This window comes from Allolucifera butyrica (assembly GCF_900476375.1).
Classification (GTDB): domain Bacteria; phylum Bacillota; class Negativicutes; order Sporomusales; family UPPP01; genus Lucifera; species Lucifera butyrica.
This window is the reverse complement of the sequence record NZ_UPPP01000094.1, coordinates 142,490-167,029: the sequence shown is the minus strand read 5'-3', so window position 1 is coordinate 167,029 and position 24,540 is coordinate 142,490. Positions and strand designations below refer to the sequence as shown.

Annotated in this window: 25 protein-coding genes; 7 read left to right on the top strand and 18 right to left on the bottom strand. The window is 44.8% G+C overall.

From position 1 onward, the window contains the following. Positions 1–67 precede the first annotated feature (67 nt). Positions 68–1,417, top strand: a complete 1,350-nt coding sequence (locus LUCIF_RS19715) for a pyruvate carboxylase subunit B (protein WP_122629567.1) — start codon at positions 68–70, stop codon at positions 1,415–1,417. Between the two features lie 80 nt (positions 1,418–1,497). On the opposite strand, the gene LUCIF_RS26830 is transcribed toward LUCIF_RS19715, so the two are convergent. From LUCIF_RS26830 to LUCIF_RS19645, 14 genes are all read right to left on the bottom strand, one after another. Then, positions 1,498–3,156: a nucleoside kinase gene (locus LUCIF_RS26830; RefSeq protein WP_122629566.1), complete on the bottom strand. Its 1,659-nt coding sequence runs from the start codon at positions 3,154–3,156 to the stop codon at positions 1,498–1,500. Between the two features lie 196 nt (positions 3,157–3,352). After that, entirely contained in the window at positions 3,353–4,345 is a 993-nt protein-coding gene (locus tag LUCIF_RS19705; protein ID WP_122629565.1) for an inorganic phosphate transporter, read from the bottom strand. Next, complete coding sequence (locus LUCIF_RS19700) at positions 4,338–4,964, bottom strand: DUF47 domain-containing protein (protein ID WP_122629564.1); 627 nt, start codon at positions 4,962–4,964, stop codon at positions 4,338–4,340. The genes LUCIF_RS19705 and LUCIF_RS19700 overlap by 8 nt, the downstream gene beginning before the upstream one ends. A 145-nt stretch (positions 4,965–5,109) precedes the next feature. Continuing rightward, on the bottom strand, positions 5,110–5,292 hold the full coding sequence (locus LUCIF_RS19695; protein ID WP_122629563.1) for a hypothetical protein: 183 nt from the start codon (positions 5,290–5,292) through the stop codon (positions 5,110–5,112). Between the two features lie 48 nt (positions 5,293–5,340). Then, entirely contained in the window at positions 5,341–6,591 is a 1,251-nt protein-coding gene (locus tag LUCIF_RS19690) for an aminotransferase class I/II-fold pyridoxal phosphate-dependent enzyme (protein ID WP_122629562.1), read from the bottom strand. Positions 6,592–6,661: 70 nt separating this feature from the next. Beyond that, positions 6,662–7,954, bottom strand: a complete 1,293-nt coding sequence (gene asnS / locus LUCIF_RS19685) for an asparagine--tRNA ligase (protein WP_122629561.1) — start codon at positions 7,952–7,954, stop codon at positions 6,662–6,664. Between the two features lie 159 nt (positions 7,955–8,113). Continuing rightward, complete coding sequence (locus tag LUCIF_RS19680) at positions 8,114–8,422, bottom strand: alpha/beta-type small acid-soluble spore protein (protein WP_122629560.1); 309 nt, start codon at positions 8,420–8,422, stop codon at positions 8,114–8,116. Positions 8,423–8,568: 146 nt separating this feature from the next. Further along, positions 8,569–9,426 (bottom strand): hypothetical protein, encoded by an 858-nt coding sequence (locus tag LUCIF_RS19675; protein ID WP_122629559.1) that lies wholly within the window; start codon positions 9,424–9,426, stop codon positions 8,569–8,571. Between the two features lie 436 nt (positions 9,427–9,862). Continuing rightward, the gene (locus LUCIF_RS19670) at positions 9,863–11,089 is read right to left on the bottom strand and encodes an aspartate kinase (RefSeq protein ID WP_122629558.1); all 1,227 of its coding nucleotides are present in this window, start codon (positions 11,087–11,089) and stop codon (positions 9,863–9,865) included. A gap of 82 nt (positions 11,090–11,171) precedes the next feature. After that, on the bottom strand, positions 11,172–11,612 hold the full coding sequence (locus LUCIF_RS19665; RefSeq protein WP_122629557.1) for a hypothetical protein: 441 nt from the start codon (positions 11,610–11,612) through the stop codon (positions 11,172–11,174). Between the two features lie 180 nt (positions 11,613–11,792). Then, a complete protein-coding gene (locus tag LUCIF_RS19660; protein WP_122629556.1) occupies positions 11,793–12,188 on the bottom strand; it encodes a class II SORL domain-containing protein in 396 nt (131 codons plus the stop codon). A 107-nt stretch (positions 12,189–12,295) separates the two neighbouring features. Next, positions 12,296–13,366, bottom strand: coding sequence for a hypothetical protein (locus LUCIF_RS19655; RefSeq protein WP_122629555.1), 1,071 nt, complete (start codon positions 13,364–13,366; stop codon positions 12,296–12,298). A gap of 117 nt (positions 13,367–13,483) precedes the next feature. Beyond that, positions 13,484–13,978, bottom strand: coding sequence for a YajQ family cyclic di-GMP-binding protein (locus tag LUCIF_RS19650; protein ID WP_122629554.1), 495 nt, complete (start codon positions 13,976–13,978; stop codon positions 13,484–13,486). A 27-nt stretch (positions 13,979–14,005) separates the two neighbouring features. Next, entirely contained in the window at positions 14,006–14,257 is a 252-nt protein-coding gene (locus LUCIF_RS19645) for a hypothetical protein (RefSeq protein WP_122629553.1), read from the bottom strand. A gap of 344 nt (positions 14,258–14,601) precedes the next feature. Here LUCIF_RS19645 and LUCIF_RS19640 point away from each other — a divergent pair, with 344 nt between their 5' ends. The 4 genes from LUCIF_RS19640 to fba all read left to right on the top strand — a co-directional run bounded on the left by LUCIF_RS19640 (position 14,602) and on the right by fba (position 17,488). After that, positions 14,602–14,940, top strand: a complete 339-nt coding sequence (locus LUCIF_RS19640; RefSeq protein WP_122629552.1) for a hypothetical protein — start codon at positions 14,602–14,604, stop codon at positions 14,938–14,940. A gap of 79 nt (positions 14,941–15,019) precedes the next feature. Beyond that, the gene (locus LUCIF_RS26580) at positions 15,020–15,484 is read left to right on the top strand and encodes a hypothetical protein (protein WP_207858119.1); all 465 of its coding nucleotides are present in this window, start codon (positions 15,020–15,022) and stop codon (positions 15,482–15,484) included. 96 nt (positions 15,485–15,580) lie between these two features. Then, positions 15,581–16,465 (top strand): RluA family pseudouridine synthase, encoded by an 885-nt coding sequence (locus LUCIF_RS19630; protein WP_122629551.1) that lies wholly within the window; start codon positions 15,581–15,583, stop codon positions 16,463–16,465. Positions 16,466–16,558: 93 nt separating this feature from the next. Beyond that, positions 16,559–17,488 (top strand): class II fructose-1,6-bisphosphate aldolase, encoded by a 930-nt coding sequence (gene fba, locus LUCIF_RS19625; protein ID WP_122629550.1) that lies wholly within the window; start codon positions 16,559–16,561, stop codon positions 17,486–17,488. A gap of 93 nt (positions 17,489–17,581) precedes the next feature. Here fba and LUCIF_RS26210 read toward each other — a convergent pair whose 3' ends face one another. The 4 genes from LUCIF_RS26210 to LUCIF_RS19610 all read right to left on the bottom strand — a co-directional run bounded on the left by LUCIF_RS26210 (position 17,582) and on the right by LUCIF_RS19610 (position 21,533). Then, positions 17,582–17,734 carry a hypothetical protein gene (locus LUCIF_RS26210; protein WP_165866079.1) on the bottom strand — a complete coding sequence of 51 codons (153 nt, stop codon included), beginning with the start codon at positions 17,732–17,734 and terminating at the stop codon, positions 17,582–17,584. 118 nt (positions 17,735–17,852) lie between these two features. Further along, positions 17,853–18,719, bottom strand: coding sequence for a methylenetetrahydrofolate reductase [NAD(P)H] (gene metF, locus LUCIF_RS19620; protein WP_207858117.1), 867 nt, complete (start codon positions 18,717–18,719; stop codon positions 17,853–17,855). Positions 18,720–18,826: 107 nt separating this feature from the next. Next, positions 18,827–19,771: a tRNA modification radical SAM protein MnmL/YtqA gene (gene mnmL / locus LUCIF_RS19615; protein ID WP_243638762.1), complete on the bottom strand. Its 945-nt coding sequence runs from the start codon at positions 19,769–19,771 to the stop codon at positions 18,827–18,829. After that, entirely contained in the window at positions 19,758–21,533 is a 1,776-nt protein-coding gene (locus tag LUCIF_RS19610; RefSeq protein ID WP_122629548.1) for a B12-binding domain-containing radical SAM protein, read from the bottom strand. Before LUCIF_RS19610 ends, mnmL begins: the two co-directional genes overlap by 14 nt. 146 nt (positions 21,534–21,679) lie before the next feature. On the opposite strand from LUCIF_RS19610, the gene LUCIF_RS19605 reads away from it, so the two are divergent. Then, entirely contained in the window at positions 21,680–22,465 is a 786-nt protein-coding gene (locus tag LUCIF_RS19605) for an N-acetylmuramoyl-L-alanine amidase family protein (protein ID WP_122629547.1), read from the top strand. A gap of 91 nt (positions 22,466–22,556) precedes the next feature. Next, positions 22,557–24,416 (top strand): oligoendopeptidase F, encoded by a 1,860-nt coding sequence (pepF, locus tag LUCIF_RS19600; RefSeq protein ID WP_207858113.1) that lies wholly within the window; start codon positions 22,557–22,559, stop codon positions 24,414–24,416. The last annotated feature ends 124 nt before the right edge of the window (positions 24,417–24,540 follow it).

Genomic DNA, 24,540 nt, shown 5'->3' with positions numbered 1-24,540 from the left:
CCAAGCAGAATTCTTTCCTATATAGTTTGATTATTATTGTCCAAATAGTGTGAGGAGGAAACTTGTCATGTCCAATAATAAACCGGTCAAAATTGTAGAAACTGTCTTGCGGGATGGTCACCAATCGCTGGCCGCAACCCGTATGCGCACCTCCGATATGCAGCCAATGCTTGAACAATTGGATAATGTCGGTTATTTCGCCTTGGAAGCCTGGGGTGGAGCAACCTTCGACAGCTGTCTCCGTTATCTGAATGAAGATCCTTGGGAGCGTCTCCGTGTTATAAAGAAACACTTGAAAAAAACGCCGATTCAAATGCTGTTGCGTGGTCAAAACGTGCTTGGATACAATCATTATGCCGACGATGTGGTAGCCGAATTTATAAAACGGGCCGCCGACAACGGTGTCGGGGTTATCCGTATTTTTGATGCTCTTAATGATGTGCGCAACCTGGAAATAGCCATGAAAGCAGCCAAAGAAGCCGGAGTTCATGTACAAGGCGCTTTCGTGTACACGATCAGTCCCTATCACAGCAATGAGTCGTTTGTAAAGGTTGCTAAAGACCTGGTATCCCTGGGAACTGATTCAATCTGCATTAAAGATATGGCCGGCTTGTTGACTCCCTACAAAGCTTACGACCTTGTAAAAACATTGAAAGCGGAAATTAAGGTCCCTATCAACCTTCATACTCATTACACCAGCGGCATGGCTTCAATGACTTATTTAAAAGCCATTGAAGCCGGTGTAGACATCATTGACTGTGCTCTTTCCCCTTTTGCCCTGGGAACTTCCCAGCCGGCTACCGAGGCCATGGTTGCCACCCTGGAAGGTCATGAACGCGATACGGGGATCGACAAAACTCGTCTTTTTCCGATTGCCGACCATTTTCGTGCCGTTAAAAAAGAAATTGCCGAAACGTTCAAACTGAATACCAACATCGACATTGATACGAAAGTTCTCTCTTTCCAAATACCGGGCGGTATGCTATCCAACCTGCTTAATCAAATGAAAGAACAGGGTATGGCCGACAAATTCCCCGAGCTGATTGAAGAAATGCCACGCATCAGAGCGGAACTGGGCTATCCCCCGCTGGTTACGCCGACCAGTCAGATCGTAGGCTCTATGGCCGCGTTCAATGTAATGCTGGGCCGCTATAAAATGGTTCCCCACGAAGTAAAAGATTTAGTTCGCGGCAAATACGGCCGTACTCCGGCCCCGATTGATCCTGGATTCCGCCAGTCTATTATCGGTAATGCAGAATTTATTGAACACCGGCCGGCCGACGACATCCCTTACCAAATGGATTCTTTTCGCCGCGAACTGGCCGACAAGGGATATCCCAATGCTTCGGTCGAAGATATTCTTTCTTATGCTTTATTCCCTGATGTAGCCTTAAAATTCTTCGCCGCCAACCGTTAACTTCGGACTAGTTTTCCAAAGCCTTTTAAAAAGCAAAATCCCCGGCCGTCTGACCGGGGATTTTGCTTTGCTTCCTTTTCTTAATAAAAACAAGATTGACCGATAAACTCGCGCAAAATCGAATTAGGTGGAACTTCCGAATCATCGGCGCACATAAAATACTCGAGGAAATTCAACATCCGTCTGGCTTCCGCATATTCGGGCCGGTCGGACCCAATTTTCTCCAGCAGCGGCTGGGCATATTTTTTTAATACCGCTAACTCATAAATCAAGGCGGAATTAAACATCATATCCGCTTCTTCCTGGAAAGGAAAGATATTCTTTTCTTCTCCCCGCCGTACAGAAGGCCACAGGAACAAAGTTCTCAGCGCATCATACCCGCGAAACTGATTGTCTCTGACAATACGCCGGATCAATCTGGCGTCGGTTGTCGGAATCCGGTTATGACGGTCAATAGACAACTGGGTCAAAGCACTAACGTAAATTTTAACTTTATAATCCCGGGAAACGGACTGGGTAAGACGTTCATTCAGGCCGTGGATTCCTTCAATAATCAAGGGTTGCTCCTTATCGATCTGAATCACGTTTCCCCGGTATTCCCGCTGACCGGTTGCAAAATTAAAGCTTGGCAACTCAACAGGCTCACCGCTTAATAGACGGGTAATATGTTCATTAAATAATTTTAAATCAATGGCTTCAATGGCTTCGAAATCAAAGGCTCCTGTTTCGTCCCGCGGCGTATATTCACGATTAACAAAATAATCATCCAGCGAAATAGGGACCGGGCGCATTCCGTTTACCCTTAACTGAATCCGCAAACGCTGGGCAAAGGTCGTCTTACCGGACGAAGACGGGCCGGACACTAGAATCAGCCGGGCTGTTTTGCGATGCTCCGATATAAAATCGGCAATCTGGGCCAGCTTTTTTTCATGCAATGCTTCGGCAACCCGAATCAAGTCTTTAATATTATTCTTTTCGATGTGTTCATTTAAATTTCCAACATAGCCGCAATCAAGAATTTCCCCCCATTGTTCCGCTTCGCTAAAAATCTGTGCCAATTTGGGCTGGTCTTTAAATGGCGGCAAGGAATGAACATTCTCTTTCGTCGGGAAACGTAAAATGAATCCCGGCGGATAATAACTAAGTTCAAAAATCGGCAAATAACCCGCATGGGGAACCATATTACCATAAAAATAGTCACAAACATCCCCGCAATAATAAATACTGACTTTATCACGGTTTAACCGCCGCAGCAGTTTCACCTTTCTCTCCCGTCCGGTTGCTTCAAAAAGCTCAATTGCTTCTTGAATCGGCAACACCTTGCGCACAAGCGGGCGTTTTTCCGCTACGATTTCCTTTACCCGCTGCTCTATATGTCTCACATCTTCCGCTGTCACTTTTCTTCCCAGATAAAGCTCACAATACAGGCCTTTATCAAGGGAATGCTCTACTGTCACCTCGCCCGACGGAAACAATTCGCAAACGGCTGTAATCATAACAAAACACAAACTGCGCTGGTATACCTTCATACCCGGATCGGTATTCAAATCAAGAAAATCAACATTGCAGTCGTCCTGTATATCTACCTGGAGATCCTTGTATTCGTTATTAACCAAGGCAACCACGATGGGTGAGCTGAATGCACCGGCCATATGGCGGCTAATTTCCAACAAGGTAGTTCCGGCGGCATATTGCTGTTCCATACCATTGGCAAAATGAACTGTTATCATTTTTTGCATAAATGCACCTCCACATCTTTATTATATACGTAAATGAGCCCAAAAGGAAACCGGCCGGTTTAGTAATTGGGATTTGGTGTTGAAATTGGATATTGGATGTTAGATATTGGGGTTTGAGGCTGGATTTGGCATAAAAAGGGAAAAAATAAGCGGGTATCGGCAGGCTTGTATCCCGCTAATACCCGGTTTTCGGTGATTATAAAAATATAACCGTAATTAATTTATAAATAATAGCGCTTACGACTGCTGTGGAAGGAATGGTCAATACCCAGGCCATTACCATCTGTTGCGCTACTCCCCAGCGAACGGCATGGATCCGTTTCGCCGACCCGATTCCCATTATGGAGCCGGAAACAACGTGGGTAGTACTGACCGGCAAATGAAGCAGTGTTGCTCCGAAAATAACTAAAGAGGAATTTACATCGGCGGCAAAACCGGTAATCGGCTCTAATTTAAATATTTTCCCCCCCATAGTCCGGATAATCCGCCAGCCCCCGGCGGCCGTCCCACACCCCATCGCGGTAGCAGCCGCCAGTTTTACCCAGAAAGGAACTTCAAACGTAGGAAGATAACCGGAGCTAACCAAAGCTAAGGTTATAATCCCCATTGCCTTCTGGGCATCATTAGAACCGTGGGAAAATGACATCATAGCCGCCGACAAAACCTGCATCTTTTTAAAGCGGAAATTAAGCTTAGCCGGAGCCATCCTGCCGAAAATCCAAAATAAAGCAATCATAATAATCAGACCGGTAATCATGGCGATGACAGGAGAAAAAATTAAAGAGCCAACAATCTTTAAAATTCCTTCGATATTTAAAGCCTCACTGCCTTTACTAATCATAACAGCGCCGATAATCCCCCCGATCAGCGCGTGAGAGGAACTACTGGGAATGCCAAACCACCACGTAAGCAAATTCCAGCAAATTGCCCCCAGCATGGCGGAAATAATCGTATGCTCGTTTACCAAATGAGCCGACTTTACAATATCACCGCCAATGGTTTTCGCAACTCCGGTGCTATAAAGCGCTCCCAGCAGGTTCAACCCGGCGGCCAGCCAGACAGCACGGCGCGGTGTAAGCGCCCTGGTGGAAACAGAAGTGGCGATTGCGTTGGCGGTATCATGAAACCCGTTAATATAATCAAACGATAAGGAACAAATAATAACCACAATCATTAAAATATCAGGCATATTTCATAACCACGCCCCGCAGCAAGTCGGCAATATTTTCACAATGGTCAAGAGCGTCCTCCAAGTGTTCCAAAATTTCCTTCCACTTAATAATTTCAATCGGATCGGGACAACTGGTAAATAAATTGGCAACTTCCTTACGGTAAATACGGTCACCTTCACTTTCGAGTACGACGATTTTTCGCGTATGGTCCAGGATTTTATGCTGGTTCCCCTGAATGTTTCTTAGCAGATCAAAAGCTTTTACCAACTCTTCCGTACAATCGGCAATCAGCCTGGCTAATTCAGCCGCCCCGTTAGAAGGTTTGCCGGTATGATAAAGTACCATTCGCTCCATGGTGCCCTGTACAAAGTCAACCACATCATCAAGCATTGTGGCGATTGCAAAAATATCTTCCCGGTCAAGCGGCGTTATAAAGGTCTGATTTAATCTGTCAATAATGGCGTCGTTCAGTTCATCCGCTTCATGTTCCAAATCAGAAATCACTTCAACCTGCTCGGCCAGCTTGGTATGATCATCCATAATGTCCTTCAATATGTAGGCACTTTTACGCGCCAGGCGGGTACTTTGTGAAAACAGTTCGAAAAATTTTTCTTCCTTCGGTTTCAAATGAAACATAATTACCTCCTGTCAATCAGTCCCATTTTTCGCAGTCCTTTGTCGCATAAGTTCAGGATGCGAAATGTGGGTACAATGTAACCCTCACCTACTATACCATAAAATGCGAAAAGAGTGAACTTAAAATGTTCACCCTTTTCGCCGGTCAATGATGTGTCAACATGCGTAAAAACCGGTACGCAACCATGGGAAACGGTGCACGTCGAACCGCAAAGCGCATACCCATGAAAAACAGCAATACAGCTCCGATAAAATGAATTGCCCAAAAACCGCCGCGGGGAAATTCCATAATCGAATCATCAATAAAATTCTGACGACGACGTCCCATATCAATCACCCTCCCGAAAATAGTTTTTCCGGCAGAGTCTGTTATTAACTAGCCATTTTCTACTATGTCGATTGCCCGTTTCACTTTTGCGGCCATTCCCTTAATTTTCAAAGCCGGCACGGCACAAACTGCAATACGGACCCCTTTGGCCAAAGGTACGGCGAAAATATTATCGTTATGCAATTCATCACAAACCGCATCGGTGTTCTTAGCCGGAACCGACAAGAAAAATCCGGCCACATAGGGAAGCATCTTGAGCTCTACATTGCTGGCTTCTGCCATGAAAATTTCCGCCCGGTCCCGGATCATCCGGTATAGAACTTCCCGTTCCTGTTCCAGTTGCGCCGAAAGAAGTTTATCCTGATGAATCGTTGCCAGCAACCGCATACAGCCGCGGTTAATATTGGACCAGGTAGCCCGGCTGGTATACTGGTTAATTGCTTCGAATTCCCTGATCACATCCTGACTGGAGGATACGCCGATCATGGCGCCGGTACGCTGTCCATACATAGTATAACCTTTTGACATGCTGAAAGCCAAAACAGTCAGGATATTCTGCGGCAATCCACCAAATTTTCTTAGAAAAGAACGGCAGGCGTCTTTTTCACCGGCATAATCCATATAGGCCACATCCACCAGAACAACAATCCGCTTGCTACCGACTTTGGCACTATCTTTGCAAACATTCAGGACACTGTCCCATTCCGCGTCGGTAAGACTGTACCCGGTGGGATTATGGGCCGGGGTATTAATAATGATCAACAAACTGTCCTGTTTGCTTAACAGAGATTTTACTTTCGTTTCAAAAGCGGCCACATTAAACGCTTGCTGTTCGTCAAACAGGGCATAGGTATCCAGTTTACGCAAGGCATCCTCACAAAGGACTTTATATGGCCCCCAATACCAGTCGGCAGTTAATACCGTATCGCCAATCTCAGAATAGTTCCATATGGCATGGTGAATCACACCCGAACCGCCGGCAGTAGCAACGGCTCTTATGTATGCATCCGGACGGTGGGACCCGCAGCAAACATCAACGGCTGCTTCTAAAAAATCTGGCAACCCGGCGATGGGCGCATAATTAATTACCTCATTCATGGGAATGCCGCGATAAACCGTCTCTACAGTCGGGAGACAAATCAGCCTCTCCTGATCGTCTAAAATAGCTCCTATCGTAGCATTAACCACGTTCTCTTTTCCATATTGCGCCACAGCTTTTCCGGCCGCAGCGCTGGCGCCAAAAATTTTATCCGTGGCCAATTTTCCCTTGGCATGGGATGCAGCCAAACTAAACATCATACTCTATCCTCCTGCCTTTACTTGCGGAACCGCAATACAATTTTATAAGCCGCCCTAGTCTTTTATTATCTTAAGGATACATTTTATGCAGCATCCTCGGGAACGGGATGGTCTCCCGGATATGTTCCAAACCGCAAAGCCAGGCTACGGTACGCTCCAGCCCCAAACCAAAACCGGAATGCGGCACCGATCCATATCTTCTTAAATCCAGGTACCAGGCAAATGCTTCTTCCGGTAATTTATGCTCCGCAATCCGTGCCTGCAAAAGCGCTAAGTCGTCAATACGCTGACCGCCGCCAATAATTTCTCCGTAGCCTTCCGGGGCCAGCAAATCGGCTCCTAATACGACCCGCGGGTCTTCCGGGTCGGGTTTCATATAAAAAGCTTTAATCTCCGTAGGATAACGATGAACAAAAACCGGCGCATTAAAATGACTGGAAATAATGGTTTCATGGGGAGCGCCAAAATCATCGCCCCACACAAACTCTTCGCCTGCCTGCTTGAGAATTTCAACCGCTTCCGTATAACTAATCCGCGGGAAAGGCAATTTTATTGCTTTTAGTTTTTCTACGTCCCGGTCGAGGATTTTTAATTCCCGTGCGCAGCGGTCTACTACTCTCTGAATCACATAAGTGATCATTTCTTCCTGCAACTGCATATTATCATTCATATCCAAATAAGCCATTTCCGCTTCAATCATCCAAAATTCCATCAAGTGACGCCTGGTTTTTGATTTTTCCGCCCGGAAAGTAGGCCCAAAACAATAAATTCGCCCCAGGGCCATAGCCGTTGCTTCGTTGTATAATTGGCCGCTTTGGGATAAATAGGCTTTTTCCCCGTGATAATCCAGTTCAAATAACGTCGTGGTTCCCTCACAGGCTGCCGGTGTCATAATCGGCGCATCGGCAAGAACAAAATCGCGCTCGTAAAAAAATTGACGCAACGCATGTTCAATCTCCGAACGAATGCGCAAAATCGCCATCTGCCGCGGCGCGCGAATCCATAAATGGCGCCGGTCAGCTAAAAAGTCAACGCCGTGTTCTTTGTGGGTAATCGGATATTCCTCGGCAATGCAGATTACCTCCAAACCTGTAATCTGCATTTCATAGCCGCCGACCGACCTGGGCTCTTCTTTAACAATCCCGGTCAACCTTACAGAACTTTCCTGGGTCAATTGTTTTCCCAACGCAAACAAGTCCTCGCCAATTTCCTGTTTAACCAGTACGCCTTGTACTAAGCCCGAACCATCCCGGACAATCAAAAACAAAATTTTACCCGAAGACCGCTTATTATACAGCCATCCTTGCACTGTGACTTCCTTGCCGATATGCTGAGCAAAATTCTTTATTAGTACCGCTTCCACAAAGGTCCTCCTTTTAGTAAATAGTTTTCACTAGAATGTTTTATTATTTCTGGCTCGATCATAGTATTTCCTGTTTATAATCTGCCAAAATAGCTAACTTTAACAAAATTTTCTAAGAAAATGCCAGGAGAGCAGACCTTACGGCCTGCTCTCAGCAAGTTACGGTTTCCTATTGGCATCATATTGGGAAGTTAAGGTCTTCCCTTGCTGATAACTGTTAGTAATACTATTGGTGGTAGTATTAGTGGCACTCATGGTTCCGGTGGTGCCGCCAGAAAACTGCTGTTCCTGAGATTCGATCATTTTACGTACCATATGACCACCGACCCGGCCATTATCGGCTGAGGTCAAAGCACCTTTGTAGGTGTTTTTGTAGTCTTTTAAACCAAGTTCGCTTGCCGTTTCTTCTTTCAGGCGGTCAAGTGCCTGTTGTGCAGAGGGATTTACAGGTTTTCTACTCCTTGACATTACGCAAAACCTCCCTTTTTAGATTATTTGGCACCCATTTATAGAATGGCTTCAAACACTGCTTTCATGCGTTGAAAATTTTGTTAAAAATTAAGACGACCCTTTGCCGGGCCGTCTTAATTGGGACAAAATTTAATTCAGTAAGGTTAGAAATTATAATCGTATTCTACGTTAGTACGTTCATGATTTCCAGATCCGTCATGATGTTTGGCAAAATCCTGATAGAGAGTAATGCTGGAGTTCTTACTCAAGCCATAGCGTGCAGCCACTTTGAAGCCTTTGGAATCAATGTAGTTGGTGTTGGTGGTATGCACGTCAATAGCCGTCGGTTCAATATCACGGTAGGAAACGGTATAATTCCCCATGGTTACACCGGCCATATAACCGTTATCACTGGTAGTCGTATTTTTTACATATTCAACATTCAGGACTGCGTCGCCAACTTTGGTATCGGCATTTAAGCCATAGTAATGATCAGCACCATATTCCATATAGTTGGCGCCAAAATTTACATCGCCGAAAGCGGTTTTCATTTCTGCTATATTGGTTTTGACTCTGCCGCTATCTTTACCATAAAATCCGTTTAGTTGCACGCCGTCCAAAGCAGCACCGGCCTGAATACCGTTGAAGCCATCGTCATCCATCAACAGGCCTTTACCGGAGTAGAGTGACATTTTACCGGCTTTCAAATCAACATTGTCCAATTTTCCGCCTACCCAAGCCTGGTCGAATTGTACTTGGCCATTTTCAGAACCAACATAAGAAGTTGAAAGGTCTGTAAGCGTTTTTGCCCGAACGTGAACATTCAGGACATTGTCAACAGTCCCGTCAATATTCAGGCGGATCCGGCTGTCGAAACCATTATTGCCGCCCGTATCCCCTTGTGTATTATTGTATTGCAAGTAACCGTCGCCGGAGAAATTAATCGGAGTGGCAGCGAAAACAGCGGAAGCGGAAAGAGTCATGGCCGCCATAATAGCAGCAACCAGCAATTTCTTTTTCATTGTGTTTCCTCCTCAGTAATTTTGGATTATTTCTTATGGGAAGGCATTCTATCCATAACCGCCTTCGCTTCCTGAGGGGTAACATTATGAGTTTCCATGTTTCCTCACAAGTTTATCCTCTGTCTTATCCCGGCGGTTATCTTATTACGCTGTCGTTCTGCGGCTTACTGAGATTTCCCCCCTTTCTTTCCCTGCCACAGAAACGGAGCGGAAATAAGCTGCTATGACTTTCTATGGTTGTAATAAATTCTACTAAGTATACATAACTCCTCCTAATAACTAAGAATATCATGGCGGTAATTCTTTCTAACTATCATATTTCAATACATTATTTCTAACGATATGTATACTTGTTATGTTATTAAATAAAAAAAACGCAATACCGCATTAGATAATAATACGGTTTGCGTTTCAGACAAAATTTTATAAACAGTGATTATTTCTTTTCCGGGAAAAATCGATTATGAATCGCATTCACTGCCTGCTGAACCAAATCAGCCCGGATCAGACAGGAAATGCTGATTTCCGACGTGCTGATCACTTCAATATTAATCCCGGCGTCCCCCAGGGCTCCGAACATTGTTGCCGCAATACCGGGGCTTCCCAGCATGCCGGCACCGACAACCGATACTTTAGCTACATGATCCTCTACAATTACACCGAGTATGCCGATTTCTTTTCCCAACTGTTCAATGATACTTTTGGTCTGGTTCAGTTCCGGTTTGGCAATGGTAAACAAAATATCGTTAATATTTTTATCGGTATTGCGAATACTTTGTACAATCATATCTACATCAATATTGGCAGCCGCTAACGCGGAAAAAATTTTATAAGCTACTCCCGGATGGTCCGGTACTCCCAGAATGGCAATTTTAGCCACATTGTTATCATGTGTGACACCTCTAATGATAAATTCCCGTTCTTCCATAGTATATTCCCCCCTGATAAATGTCCCCGATTCCTGGGTAAATGTTGAGCGAACATGAATCGGTACACCGTAGTGTTTTCCCATTTCTACCGAGCGCGGCTGCATAACCACCGCCCCCAGTCTGGCCATTTCCAACATTTCATTATAAGTAATTTCCTTCATCTTTCTGGCTTTGGTTACAATCCTGGGGTCAGCCGAATAAACGCCATCCACGTCCGTATAAATTTCACAGACATCCGCTTGTAACGCCCCAGCCAATGCCACCGCCGTCGTGTCCGAGCCCCCTCTTCCCAGCGTCGCAATATCACCACCCGGCGTTACGCCTTGAAATCCGGCTACCACTACGATGTTACCCCTATTTAATTCTTGCGAAACCCGGGCGGGGTCCATATTCACAATTCTAGCCTTGGCGAAATTTTCATTCGTGCGGATTCCCGCCTGATAACCGGTCAAAGAAACAGCCGGATGTCCCAGCTTTTTTAAGGCCATTGCCAAAAGAGCAATGGATATCTGCTCACCCGTTGATAGTAACATATCCATTTCCCGCCCATGCGTTTCATCGGTAATCGCTGTACATAAATCAATTAATTCATCCGTAGTATCCCCCATAGCGGATACTACAACCACAATCTGATCTCCTTGCTGTTTTTCCCGCAATATTCTTTCGGCTACCCCTTTAATTTTATCGGGAGTCGCTACAGAACTGCCGCCAAACTTTTTTACTATTAGAGCCATGTCCATCCCCCTGTAACCAATAATTAGCACAATAACACTTTCTATTCTTCACAAAAGAACAAACTCCTCCCAGAGACGGACATTAGGGATATAAAAAAATCCTGACCAGCACCAATCCTGCCAAAATCATTTCCCAGCAGCCACGTGTTACATCCAGAACCGTATCATCCTGCTCATAACACCACTGAAGAAAATTGGTATGTACCGATTGCATATCCTTCAACAGCGCAATCGTCGTCAGGATCGCCGTCATGGCTGCTGCTGCATTCAGCCCGTAAGTGTCAAAATAGACACTTACCGTCACAAAATAACCGGTTAAAATTAACCAGCCAAAAACTAAAAAAAATAATACCAGATAACGTATTCCTTTTATGCCGGTTTTCCTCGCCAAATCCATCAGCAACAGCCGGTAAGCCCTCTTCCCGCCCGTCCTGGTTCCCGCTTCATATTCCCTGTATCGCCTTGGAATCGAGTAGTTCCATAAAGTAGAGAAGATAGCAAAAAACAAAAATACTTTTATCACGTATTCTCACTCCAAGAGCAAAATGTTCATTTTCAAGAACACAAAATGTTAATATTTATTATATTTTAACAGATTTTCATCATTATAGTGCATTTTAAACACAAAAAAATCCCGGCATCACCGGGATTTTTTCGGAGCGGATATAACTCCACGACCTTATTATTAACTAACACGTTCTTATCAAGCTTGCACCGTAATGGTTTTTGAGCTTTCCCATAAACCATGAATGTTGCAATAAGCGGCTGCCAGCAAGGTGCCGGAAGCGCTCAACTTAATAAAGGCATTAACAGCCGGCTCGCTATAAACCGGGCCCTTATTCGGCCCTTCTGCGGATTCCCCATGAGCATCAAACTGGTATGTACCTAATTCATAAGCAAATTTGCCGTTGTCCGGTTTAAAGTACAGCTTAATCCAGCGAATATGATGTTCGGTAGTATTGGGATGAGCAATCTCTTTTCCCACGCATACCTCGACATTAAATTTTTCTCCCGCCTTAACCGTTTCCGGCGCACTGATTACAGGCACATGCTTTTCGGCTTTCCAGTCCGCACTTTGAATCACATCTGTAAACTTCATAGAATTCCCTCCTCATTTGTTTCTCTGTGGAATAAATTGCATATATAGTATACTTCTCCGCACAGAAATAAATTCCTCTTTGTTTGTTAATTTGTTAAAAATAATTTTTATTTAAAAATCTTTACATGTAAACTCCGGAGCATATTATGCTCAGCCTCTCCCCATTCTTCCGGCCAGCGAGCCTTTTGCGGAAAAAAATTCAGGGACTGGTCATAATCAAATTCAGCCTGCAGAGCCTTTAAGGCAGTTATACCACTTGCTGCACGACAGGCATCGATTACCGCCTGGCGGTCAAACCTTCCCATAACGATGCATTCGTCTTCCGGACCGTCCTTGATCATCCCCCACACATAACCAACATCAAAGGAAGGAATATTCCCGTAAACAATGGCGAGAATCCGGCTAATAACAGCCGAACAGAGTTCCAAATACTGCTGATTAATTTTTCTGATTTCTTTGTCCTCATATTGAATTCTGCCGGAGGACAAAAGAGTGCTCCGCTGCCTGGGAATGACCATTTTGGCCGGCAACCAGATTCGCAGCAAAGGAATTTCCTTATGAATATCAATATCCACTTCAATAAGTACAGGCATTCGTAAATTCGTCAATACTTCATCCAAACGTAAAATAACTGCACCCAATTCTCCGTTTAACAGGCGGTTAATTGCCGCAATCCGCTCATTTTCCGTATTCTCATGGGCTTTTTTGGCTGCTTCATTCTTTTTCCGTTCTTCTTCTTCTTTATTTTTCACCTGTAACTGAGCTTCGTTTACAGCTGTCACAATCATTTTTTTGCGTTCTACGACCTTCAAGTATAATGAGACCGCCAAGGCGGTTCCTGCTGTACCGGCAACCCAAAAAGCAGCCGCATTGCCACTAATGACAACGATCGTCAATAAAAGAAGCAACAGGCCGGTTCGTACGGCAAGGGGCATAATATAGGCACTCTCTGCTTTTAATTGTGCTTCCTCTACTAAATAAGAATAATCGGTTAAAGGCGGTTCCTTCCATGGTGTCCGGACTAAAAAAGGCTCATAGTCGACCGCTTCATAACTAAATTTACTCAAAGCAGCTAATTGATTTTCTATCTCCTGATTATGTTCCTGTTCACTATGCCACCGTTCCAGTTGTTCGGCTTGTTTTAAATGACGTTCTTCGATGCGCTGCTTTACATCCATAAAAGGTACCCACCCTTCTCATAAATAACCTTACGCCATTCTAAGATGGCTTTATTAAGACAACAGAGTGATTATCTGCTAGCAAAAGAACTTCCGACGCAGCGGAAGTCCAAATCGTTATGACCGGAAATTGACAAATTGCAAATCAATTCCGAAATCAGCCTGTTTCAATTTAGCAATAACATTTTGCAAATCGTCCTTATTTTTACCGGAAACGCGAACTTGGTCATCCATGATCTGTGCTTGCACCTTCAGTTTCGGATCCTTAATTGCGGCCACTACTTCTTTTCCCTTTTCCTTACTGATTCCCTTTTTTATGGTTATCAGTTGCCGAACCGTTCCCTGCGCAGCCGGTTCAACCCGTCCATAATCAAGGCTCTTTAATGATATCCCCCGTTTTATTACCTTAGTCTGCAAGATATCAATCACGCTTTTTAGTTTATAATCGTCATCAGCAACGATCTTTATTTGTTCCCCTTCCAAGCTGACATTTGCTTTACTGCCGCGGAAATCAAACCGTTGACCGATCTCCTTAGCGGTCTGATTTACTGCGTTGTCAACTTCCTGCATGTCTACCTCGGAAACAATATCAAATGAGCAATCTTTTGCCACGGAACCGACTTCCTCCTTTTGCCTTACCTATTTTCGAAATGTAATCCGAATTGTTCTTCTTGCTACGATATAGCAAAAAGCCAATACACCGCCAACTGTAAAAAAGAATGCTACCGGTTTAACCATCATTAATTCTGTACTGGCAGTTAAACTAAATAGCAATGCCACCATATACGCTAAAAAAGACTCCCCATATTGAGGACTGTTAATTTTTGGCGCAATACAGACCCAAACAATAAACCCCAGCAAAATAATATTACCATGTGTTAACAACCCCATGAAGCATAATCTCCATTTCTTACCATAAATTTAAAACTGGTTTTATAAAACAAATGAGCAAGGGCAGCAAGAAATACGGAAACTTTAATTTTTTTATTCGCGGTAAATTATCAATTTCCTGCACACTTTAGCAATCTCCTACCATATTATAGTTACACAGGGCTTTCCAACCGCAAGTTTGCCGGACTCTAAAAATAGCATCGGTACTTCACAAAAACCGTCTCATTTCTTCTATTTCATTCCCTTACCAAGTGTAGCATTATGTTGCGGCAATTCATATGATATATCAGATATTAAGAATTTATTATTTGCCCAATCGACAAATAAAGGAGGATGTAAAATCAATGGACAGCAAATATCCACATTGGTATCACGGAGAAGATAAAATGGAACCTTGCTGCGACTACATGGGCCCCGAAATGATGTGTGAAGAAGAACATATGCCGCAAAAAATGTATTACACGGAAACATTTCAAGACCGTATCATGACTTTATTAGGAGACGAGGTACTGTTTTCCGTAGATGCGAGAATTGGCCGCCGCGAATCATTTTGCGGTACACTCTGTTATGTCGGCTGCAACTTTATTATTGTAAATGTTTGCCTGTGCGGAAAATCCCTATCCATGCATATTCCCATTAAATGTTTGCGCTTTATCGCTCCCTACAAGTCTCATCGTCGCTAGGTGTGCGCTTATGCACACCTTTTACATAAAGGTGTCATAAGAAAAGCGCAACCGGGGGGCAAGGAGGGGAAAATATGTAATGAGAAAACCGTTTACCCGCAAAACAATGGTACTTGATGCGGAACATATGCGCACCCTGCATCAAGAATCTATTGACCAGTTGGAATTAATGCGTACCGTCTTAGAAACTGCCGAACAAGCAAGCGGGGACATGCGTGAATGTTTAGATGATATGGCTTTTAACCACTGGCAGGCTTATATGGATGTGCTGCATATGGTTTGCATGCACGATGAATCAATGAATACAACTATCCGTAAATATCGTTTGGAAACGCGTAACACAATCGATACGGTCGACCGCAGTGCCGGCTTAAATCGCGGGCTACTGCTGTTGTTAACACAAGCTTTACTGCGTCGTCACCGCCGCTTTGCAACGATTCTTGGTGCTCGCGGCACTCCTATGGATGACTACCTAAAAGAAACATTGCTTATGGAAAGAGAACATATTGCCGAACTGGTGGCTATGATCCAAAATTCATTATAATCATAATCGAAATCCTGCTGCTCTTTTCTCGACAGCAGGAATTTTTTTTTTCAAACCAGAAAGAATATGATAATAGAACGATAGAGGAGCCTGATTATGCTGGTTTTTACCGTCCCCCCTTCTCTGACAACAGTCCCTGTGGGTGATTTTCTACGGTATCAGTGTGGAATTTCACTCACCTTGTGGCGACGAATCAAAAGAAACGGAATTTTAACGGTCAATGAAAAAACTGCTTTGCCCCGCACCCTGGTAACGGCCGGCGATATTGTCCGCATCGAGTTGACTCCGGACCGCACACTAACCCCGGCGGAAGTGCCGCTTGATGTCCGTTACGAAGACGATTTCCTATTAATAGTAAATAAACCGGCCGGATTGCTGGTCCACCCTACCGTACGGAATGAAACGAAAACATTAGCCAATGGTGTCATTTTTTATTATCAGCAAAAAAACCGGCCCTACGGATTTCATCCGATTCACCGGTTGGACCGTAACACTTCCGGTCTTCTGGCGATTGCTAAATATCCTAACATTCAGCACCAACTATCCACTAAAACAAACAAACGATTCCAACGTTCCTACCTGGCAATCGTTCACGGCGTACCCGGTAAAGGCTCGGGAATTATTGATTTTCCGATCGGCAGGGCACCGGACAGTATTATTGAACGCATGGTCCGGCCTGATGGCCAAAGTGCCATAACGCATTACCAAGTACTAAAAAATATGGGACAAGCCAGTCTGTTAAAGCTAGAACTGGAAACAGGCAGAACGCACCAAATCCGGGTCCACCTGGCCCATATGGGGCATCCAATTCTCGGGGACGACCTCTATGGCCCCCCTTCCACTCTGATTCACCGGCAAGCCTTACACGCTTTCCAGCTGAATTTTTCTCATCCCGTTACTGCCCAACGTATTGTCACCGTTAGTCCAATTCCTGACGATATGACTTTTTTATTACGTTTTTATCAAAATAATGGGAATTAACTCGCAAAATCACAATTGCGGGTTGACATACATCCTTTAGAATTTTATAATGAATTCTATGCAAAGAAATTATTTCCAGGAGGTAGGGATTCTATGCCATTAGTTACAACTAAAGAAATGTTCCAAAAAGCTTATGATGGTCAATACGCCGTTGGAGCATTTAACGTCAACAACATGGAAATCATTCAAGGTATTGTCGACGCGGCGAAAGAAGAAAATGCCCCCCTTATCCTGCAGGTATCGGCAGGCGCCCGTAAATATGCCAAACATGTTTATTTGGTTAAACTGGTTGAAGCCGCTTTGGAAGATACAGGTTTGCCCATCGCTCTTCATCTTGACCACGGTGAAGATTTCGAAGTATGTAAAAGCTGTATCGACGGTGGATTTTCTTCTGTCATGATTGACGGTTCGAAACATCCTTTTGAAGAAAATATCGCCGTCACCAAAAAAGTTGTTGAATATGCGCATGCTCGTGGCGTAGTGGTTGAAGCAGAATTAGGCCGTCTGGCCGGGGTTGAGGATGCTGTAAAAGTAAATGCAAAAGATGCCACGTATACTGACCCTGATCAGGCCGTCGAGTTTGTAGAACGCACCGGCGTTGATTCGCTGGCTATCGCAATCGGTACCAGCCATGGCGCATACAAATTCAAAGGCGAACCGTCTCTAGATTTCGCCCGTCTGGAAAAAATCTCCAAAATGCTTCCTAATTTCCCCTTAGTACTTCATGGTGCATCTACCGTTCTTCCTGAATTTGTTGCTAAATGCAACGAATATGGCGGTGAGATCCCCGGTGCTCAGGGTGTTCCGGAAGATATGCTGTTAAGAGCCGGTAAGCTGGGTGTTTGTAAAATCAATATTGACACCGACCTGCGCCTGGCAATGACTGCGTCCATTCGGGAACATTTCGCCAAACATCCTGGTGATTTCGATCCTCGCCAATACTTGAAACCGGCGCGTGAAGCAATTAAGAGTATGGTAAAACATAAAGTTAAAAACGTTTTAAACTGCAGCGGTCGTGCATAACAAAAAAATATCCCTCTCAAAATTTGAGAGGGATATTTTTTTGTCCAATATAAAAAGCTCTTAGCCGCCTAAGAGCAATTTAATATAACCCGCTTAGCAGTAACTAACAATGTACTCTTCCGTCATTTCATCCAAAACACGCCGTAAATCATTTAAACTCTCGGCAGAAAGCTGCTGGGTCAAATCCTCGCTATGCACAATGGATGCCAGCTTTTGAATGCGGTTCAGCAGTTCAAGCTTTTGCATTGCTAATATACGTCCTTTCATTAAAATTGCATTTATTATATTAACAATGAAAAAGCGAATTGTAAATAAGCTCATAAATACACAGAAAAGCAAGTTTTTTGCGAATTTTCACAGATAATTAGCGAAGTCCGGTTTGATGCATAATAATTCGGGCCTGCTCTGCCTTATTCATGGTATATAAATGAATGCCATCCGCATGATTCTCTAACAGATTGTTAATTTGCCGGCACGCATATTCAATACCGGCCTTCTCCATATCCGCAGCCGAATTTGCATATTTTTCAAGGATCCTCTGCAAACCGTCGGGAACGGATGCGCCGCACAAGCTGGTCATGCGTTTAATTTGGGCGGCATTAAGCACCGGCATGATCCCCACCACAACGGGACAGTAAATTCCCTGGGCGCGGGCCTTATCCAGAAATGTAAAAAATATATTATTGTCAAAAAACAGTTGGGTAATTAAGAAATCTACCCCCTGGTCTACTTTTGCTTTCAAATGGCTGAAATGAACATTCAAATCCGGACACTCCAAATGACCCTCCGGATAGGCCGCCGCCGCAACGCAAAAATCAGTCCGTTCCTTTATATGGGCTACTAAATCCCCGGCGTATTTATAGCCAGGGTTCGAAGCCGCGAAGCCCGCCTGTCCCTGGGGCGGATCCCCGCGCAGAGCCAGTACGTTTTCTATATTGTGGTTGCTAAACCGGTTTAGGACCTTTTCGATATCGCCCCGCGTGGAACCGACACAAGTTAAATGGGCTAATGTTTCGATATGATATTCATTTTTAACCTTGTCGGCAATTTCAATGGAACGTTCCGTACTGCTGCCGCCTGCGCCATAAGTAACGCTGATAAAATCCGGCTTAAGTTCTTTTAAGCCATCCAGCGTAGCAAAAATTGTGTCCAGGGAATAATTCGGCTTGGGCGGGAATATTTCAAACGAAACCACTGCTTTGCCGGAACCAAATAACGAATGAATCTGCACAATAATCTCTCCTCGTCTTTACGCGGGAACAAATTCTCCCCCAATATACAACATTTACACTTTCATTATACCAGATATCTGATTCAATGTAAGAAGTTACAACTAATTTACAAAAATTTTTGCACCGCCCTCCCCTGTAAATAAATACAGCGGCGTCCCTGACAGGTATCCTTTGCTTCTAAAATTTGTTCAATCTTATCCCGGATTTTCCACCATCCCGTTTGCCAGTTGGCAAATAAGGTACTTTCCGCCGGCGCCCGGCCGATAAGCCGCTGCACTACAATATCGGGATGGAGATATTCCAGAAATGTCACAACCCGTTCAATATATTCTTCTCTGCCAATGATCTGTATCGCCCCGCTTTCATACCACTCTGCCAACATTGTTCCTTTCACAACGTACAAAGCGTGCAGTTTGACCTGGTCGACGGTAAGGGCGGATAAAACCTTGGCATTCTCAATTACATCCGTCTCATTATCCCATGGCAAGTTTAAAATTAAGTGAGCACAAGTCTCCAAACCGTATCGTTTGATCCGCAACACCGCGTCAATAAATTCCGCCAACGTATGACCCCGGTTAATTTTGTGCAGGGAATGATAATTAACGGTCTGCAACCCCAATTCAATATTGATATCTACCTGGTACCGCCTTTTTATTTCCGCCAGAATCTCCAAATACCTTTCATGGATACAGTCCGGCCGGGTAGCCAGCGCCAGGGCAACCACATCGTCTTGACAGGCCTGAATCAAATATTCCTGTAATTGTGCCGGCGGCAAATAGGTATTGCTAAAATTTTGAAAATAAGGAATAAACTTTTTTGCTTTATATTTGGGGGCGATATGATTCCGGTTCGCCGCAATTTGTTCCGCGACTCCCAGAGATGCAGGCAGGTTTTCATAACCGGCGCCAATTTCGCCGCAAAACACGCACCCGCCGGTACCGCAGGTGCCGTCCCGGTTAGGGCAGGTAACAGGCAGGCTCACAGGCAGTTTATATACTTTCTCGCCGTATCGCCGGCGCAGATATTCAGAATACACATTATAGCGCATCATCGGTCGCAGTTTCCCCTTCCAGCCAGAAATCCCGGTCAGGCAATAATTGATAGGACGCTTCTTTCCCGGCATACGAAAATAAAAGGGCCGTCGGTTTGTAAACCACCGTACCTGACCGCAAATATTCCGGGATATCTACGTCAAAAACTTCGATCAGAAATTTCTTTTTATTGTCACGCCAGGTAGTAAATGAATAGCCGGGTAAATAACGCTGCAGGCGGTTCTTGTCCCGCCAAAAATCATTCTTTTCTCCAGCCCACTTTTCTCCATTCCAGGCTAACAAATCAGGCCGGATGGTTCCCTGGTCGGTTAACAACGCATCCATCTTCAACAGTTGCTCCCATAACCTTTGCATCTCCCCATAGGCATCCTGGCAAAAGGCAAAGAAATGCCGATAAAGAGATTTTGCACTATAAGCCATCATAAACAGCTCCTTTTCTTCCCAGTACCGGGCCAGCCGCGAATAGAAAGAAAATGCGTTTTTTTCCTGAGTCCGGATAATCCAGGCGGTAGTCAGCCGCATTCGTCCGCTATTATAAAATAGATTAAATACCGTTTCCATGTTTTTCAGCTGCCGGACCTGCTCATAATTTATATAGTTATTGGCCAAAACCTCATAAGGTGCCGTATCCATCGCTACATAACCATACTGTTTAGCCGCCTTGTGAATGCCCGACCCCTTTAAGAGTTTCAGAAAGCCAATCTGCAGCATATCCGGCTGTAAAGCATATACAGCATTAAAGGAACCGGCAAACCGCTCGTAAGTTTCCTGCGGCAGTCCGGCAATCAAGTCCAGATGCATGTGGATATTGTTATAAGACTGAATCCGGTTTACTTTTGCAACAATGGACGGCCAATCGTTATGACGGCAAATGGCATTAAGCGCCGGTTCATAGGTCGACTGAACGCCGATCTCAAATTGAAAACGGCCCGGCGGAATCTGGCGTAAAAATTGAAGAGTCTCTTCATCCAAACTGTCAATTGCCATTTCAAAATGAAAATTAGTCCGGCAATCCTGACCGGCCAGGAACTGAAAAATGGGCAGATAATGTTCTTTCCGTGCGTTAAACGTGCGGTCCACAAACTTAACCTGCTTGACGTCATGGCGAATAAAAAAGGCAAGTTCTTGCAAAACTTGCTGCCGGGAGCGGTACCGGACTCCCTGCGTCGCGCTGGATAAACAGTATTGGCAGCGGAAGGGACAGCCCCGGGAGGATTCATAATAAATGATTTTATCCTTCAACTGCTCCATATCTGCCTCGTCGTAAGGAAACGGCAGGGTATTCAAATCGTTAATTATTGCCGGTGCGCCGTTTACACCGGCAACCCCGTTCCGGCGGAACGCCAGTCCCTCGAGTTCCTCGACACTGCCGCCGTCTTTTAACGCCAAAATAAGCTCCCGAAATCCCTTTTCCCCCTCCCCCGTTACGATATAATCCACCCAGGAATGCCGGTTCATTGTTTCCAAGGGATCAAAGGATACCTCCGGACCGCCAAGAATAATTTTAGTTTGGGGCAAAACCTTGCGTATCATTTGGGCCAGACTTAAAATTTGCTCAATATTCCATATATAACACGCCAAGCCAACGACATCCGGTTTTTCCCGGTAGATATCACCCAGAACTGCCAGTGGTTCATTATTAATGGTGTATTCCTTAATCTTTATCTCAGCGCCGGCGTCCCGACAAGAGACCTTTAAATAACGTAACGCCAGGGAAGAATGAATAAACTTGGCATTTAACGTGGTTAATACTATCTTCAAACAACTCACCTATCTTCTCATAGTGTCAACAGACCGTACTCTAGTATTTTCCCCATGCAAGCGTCAATATCCTTGCCCGGCCAAATCACTCCCCTAAACTTTGTTGAATAAGATAAACAAAGTAAAACGAAAAAGGGTGTGAGGCTATGCAAATCATCATAGATGGGCAGAAAATCCCGGTAAACCCCCGGGTCACCAAAGATATCCTCACTACACTGAAGAGCATGGCGGAAAAACTCCGCTGGGGGATTGCCTATGATACCCGCCGGGGAATTGTCTATATTAATACCCGGAATCCGTCCTTGTTCCTGTTTACGCCGGACCGGCTTTCAGCGGACAATGCGGAATCCGCCGAAAGTGACCGGCTGGGGGGAAAAACAATCTGCATTGATCCCGGCCATGGCGGCGGCGACTCCGGCTCTGCCGGTCCTGCCGGTACATTGGAAAAAGAAAATACCCTGGCCATTGCCCAACAATTATGTTATAAACTGCAAAAAAACGGTGCTTCCGCCGTAATGACACGCGAGTCCGACCAGGAGGTTTCCTACGCCGGGGCGCCGGTTGCCGAAGAACTGGCATCCCGTATCGATATTGCCAATAAAATTAATGCCGATCTTTTCATCTCCATTCATAATGATGCATTTAACGACAGTACGGTATCGGGAACAACCACTTTCCATTATGGGGGTACGGAATCGATATACCTGGCTAAGGCAATTCAAAAAAACCTGGTAGGACAATTAGGAACAACGGACCGGGGTGTCCGTTTTGCCAGTTTTTTTGTCATTCGTCATGCCCGCATGCCGGCGGTACTTACCGAAGTTGCTTTTATTTCCAATCCGGAAGAAGAAGTTCTTCTCTCAAGTACGGACGGAAGGGAGAAAGCGGCCGATGCTATTTTTGAAGGAATTGTAAGTTATTTTAAAGTATAGAAAAATATCGGGCAAGGGTATGCTATAAGAGGAAAATCAGACCTTTTATGCCAATATATTTTAGATCATTCTTATAAAGGAGTGTCTCATATTGAAAAAGTTCATCGACGCATCAGAGCGTTATTTTGCTAATGACGGGTTCACGCTTTCCTCCCAGGTTCCCGACCGCAATGAAATACCGGCAAAATACCAATGGCATTTAAATGATATTTATGCCAGTGACGAGGCCTGGCAGGCCGATTTTGACCGTTTGAAATCATTGTTGCCGGGAGTCGTTCAATATCAGGGGAAATTAGCCTCCGGCGCCCAAAATCTGCTTAAATGTCTAAAAGCCCGTGATGAAATCGGGATCATCAGCGGCAAATTGTTCGGCTTCGCCCGGATGCATAAAGACGAAAATACCGCCAATACCAAATTTCAGTCCATGACCGGCAAAACCGAGGCATTATTGGCGGAAGCCGGCGCCGTCACCGCTTTCATTGAGCCCGAGATCCTTGCTATTCCCGAAGCCGTATTAAATCAATTTCGCCAACAGGAAGCCGGTCTAAAGGAATACGGTTTCTATTTCGACGACCTGGCCCGGCAAAAAAAGCATGTTCTTTCTCAGCCGGAGGAAGAAATTCTTTCCCGTTCTGCAGAAGTAACCCAGGCACCGGAAAACATTTTTAATATGTTAGCCCACGCCGATCTAAAATTTCCCTCCGTCACCGACGCCAACGGCAAGGAAGTACACCTGAGTGAAGGGCGGTACCGGACTTTAATTATGTCTCCGGACCGCATATTACGCCAAAAGTCGTTTACAGCTCTGTATAACACCTATAACCAGTATCGAAATACCTTTGCCGCCACCCTTGGCGGCAGTATCAAAAAAAATATCTTTTATGCCAAAGTCCGCAAATACAAGTCTACCTTGGAATCGGCTCTGGAAGGCGATAATGTTCCCATTGCCGTATATGAAAATTTAATATCCACCGTCCACGACAATTTGGCTCCGCTGCACCGCTATGTAGCGCTGAAAAAGAAAGCCTTAAAACTGGATACAATTCATATGTATGATATGTATGCTCCCCTGGTTGCCAAAGTGGACTTCACCACTCCCTATGAGGAAGGCCTGGGTCTGGTACGTCAGGCTTTGGCACCGTTAGGCCCTGAATACACAGCCATCCTGGAAAAAGGATTTTCATCCGGGTGGATTGATGTATACGAAAATAAGGGAAAACAAACCGGCGCTTATTCCTGGGGAGTTTACGGCGTTCATCCCTTTGTTTTGCTGAATTACAGCAACCGTTATGATGATGTTTCCACTTTGGCCCATGAGATGGGGCATGCCATCCATAGCTACTACAGTTATGCAACCCAGCCCTATGCGACGGCTTCTTATACCACATTTTGCGCAGAAGTAGCTTCTACTACCAATGAGATCCTGCTCTTGGAATATATGCTAAAAATCACCAAAGACAAGCAGCGGAAAATGTATCTTTTGAATCAATATTTGGAAGCCGTCCGGGGAACCGTTTACCGCCAAACCATGTTTGCCGAATTCGAAAAACTGCTTTATGATAAATCGGAAAATGGGGAAACCATTACCGCCGATATGCTGGACGCCTTGTGGCATGAGCTGAATGTCCGGTATTATGGTGCCAATATAGAAATCGACAAGGAAATCGATGTGGAATGGGCCCGTATTCCCCATTTTTATTGGGATTTCTATGTATATCAATACGTAACAGGCTATTCAGCTGCAACCTCTCTGGCTGGACAAATATTGCAGGAAGGGCAGCCGGCGCAAAAACGGTATATTGGCTTTTTACAAAGCGGCGGCTCGGACTATTCTCTCAGCATCCTGAAAAAAGCCGGCGTTAATATGGCTTCACCGGAACCGGTTGAAATTACCTTACAAAAATTTGCCGGTATGCTGGGCGAATTGGAAAAATTACTCGCAGACTATTGACAAACGCCGGGAAAATACGGTATTATGAGCTGAAACGAAAATAATTGCTCGTGGTTCGCTGATAGATCATGTCACTGACCAACCGCCCGCAATTGTTGGAGTAATTTACTAAGGAGGTTGGTTG

Coding starts and splice junctions, on each gene's coding strand:
- LUCIF_RS19715 (WP_122629567.1), top strand. CDS start 68: ATGTCCAATAATAAACCGGTCAAAATTGTAGAAACTGTCTTGCGGGAT.
- LUCIF_RS26830 (WP_122629566.1), bottom strand. CDS start 3,156: ATGCAAAAAATGATAACAGTTCATTTTGCCAATGGTATGGAACAGCAA.
- LUCIF_RS19705 (WP_122629565.1), bottom strand. CDS start 4,345: ATGCCTGATATTTTAATGATTGTGGTTATTATTTGTTCCTTATCGTTT.
- LUCIF_RS19700 (WP_122629564.1), bottom strand. CDS start 4,964: ATGTTTCATTTGAAACCGAAGGAAGAAAAATTTTTCGAACTGTTTTCA.
- LUCIF_RS19695 (WP_122629563.1), bottom strand. CDS start 5,292: ATGGGACGTCGTCGTCAGAATTTTATTGATGATTCGATTATGGAATTT.
- LUCIF_RS19690 (WP_122629562.1), bottom strand. CDS start 6,591: ATGATGTTTAGTTTGGCTGCATCCCATGCCAAGGGAAAATTGGCCACG.
- LUCIF_RS19680 (WP_122629560.1), bottom strand. CDS start 8,422: ATGTCAAGGAGTAGAAAACCTGTAAATCCCTCTGCACAACAGGCACTT.
- LUCIF_RS19675 (WP_122629559.1), bottom strand. CDS start 9,426: ATGAAAAAGAAATTGCTGGTTGCTGCTATTATGGCGGCCATGACTCTT.
- LUCIF_RS19670 (WP_122629558.1), bottom strand. CDS start 11,089: ATGGCTCTAATAGTAAAAAAGTTTGGCGGCAGTTCTGTAGCGACTCCC.
- LUCIF_RS19660 (WP_122629556.1), bottom strand. CDS start 12,188: ATGAAGTTTACAGATGTGATTCAAAGTGCGGACTGGAAAGCCGAAAAG.
- LUCIF_RS19655 (WP_122629555.1), bottom strand. CDS start 13,366: ATGGATGTAAAGCAGCGCATCGAAGAACGTCATTTAAAACAAGCCGAA.
- LUCIF_RS19645 (WP_122629553.1), bottom strand. CDS start 14,257: ATGGGGTTGTTAACACATGGTAATATTATTTTGCTGGGGTTTATTGTT.
- LUCIF_RS19640 (WP_122629552.1), top strand. CDS start 14,602: ATGGACAGCAAATATCCACATTGGTATCACGGAGAAGATAAAATGGAA.
- LUCIF_RS26580 (WP_207858119.1), top strand. CDS start 15,020: ATGAGAAAACCGTTTACCCGCAAAACAATGGTACTTGATGCGGAACAT.
- LUCIF_RS19630 (WP_122629551.1), top strand. CDS start 15,581: ATGCTGGTTTTTACCGTCCCCCCTTCTCTGACAACAGTCCCTGTGGGT.
- fba (WP_122629550.1), top strand. CDS start 16,559: ATGCCATTAGTTACAACTAAAGAAATGTTCCAAAAAGCTTATGATGGT.
- LUCIF_RS26210 (WP_165866079.1), bottom strand. CDS start 17,734: ATGCAAAAGCTTGAACTGCTGAACCGCATTCAAAAGCTGGCATCCATT.
- mnmL (WP_243638762.1), bottom strand. CDS start 19,771: ATGATGCGCTATAATGTGTATTCTGAATATCTGCGCCGGCGATACGGC.
- LUCIF_RS19605 (WP_122629547.1), top strand. CDS start 21,680: ATGCAAATCATCATAGATGGGCAGAAAATCCCGGTAAACCCCCGGGTC.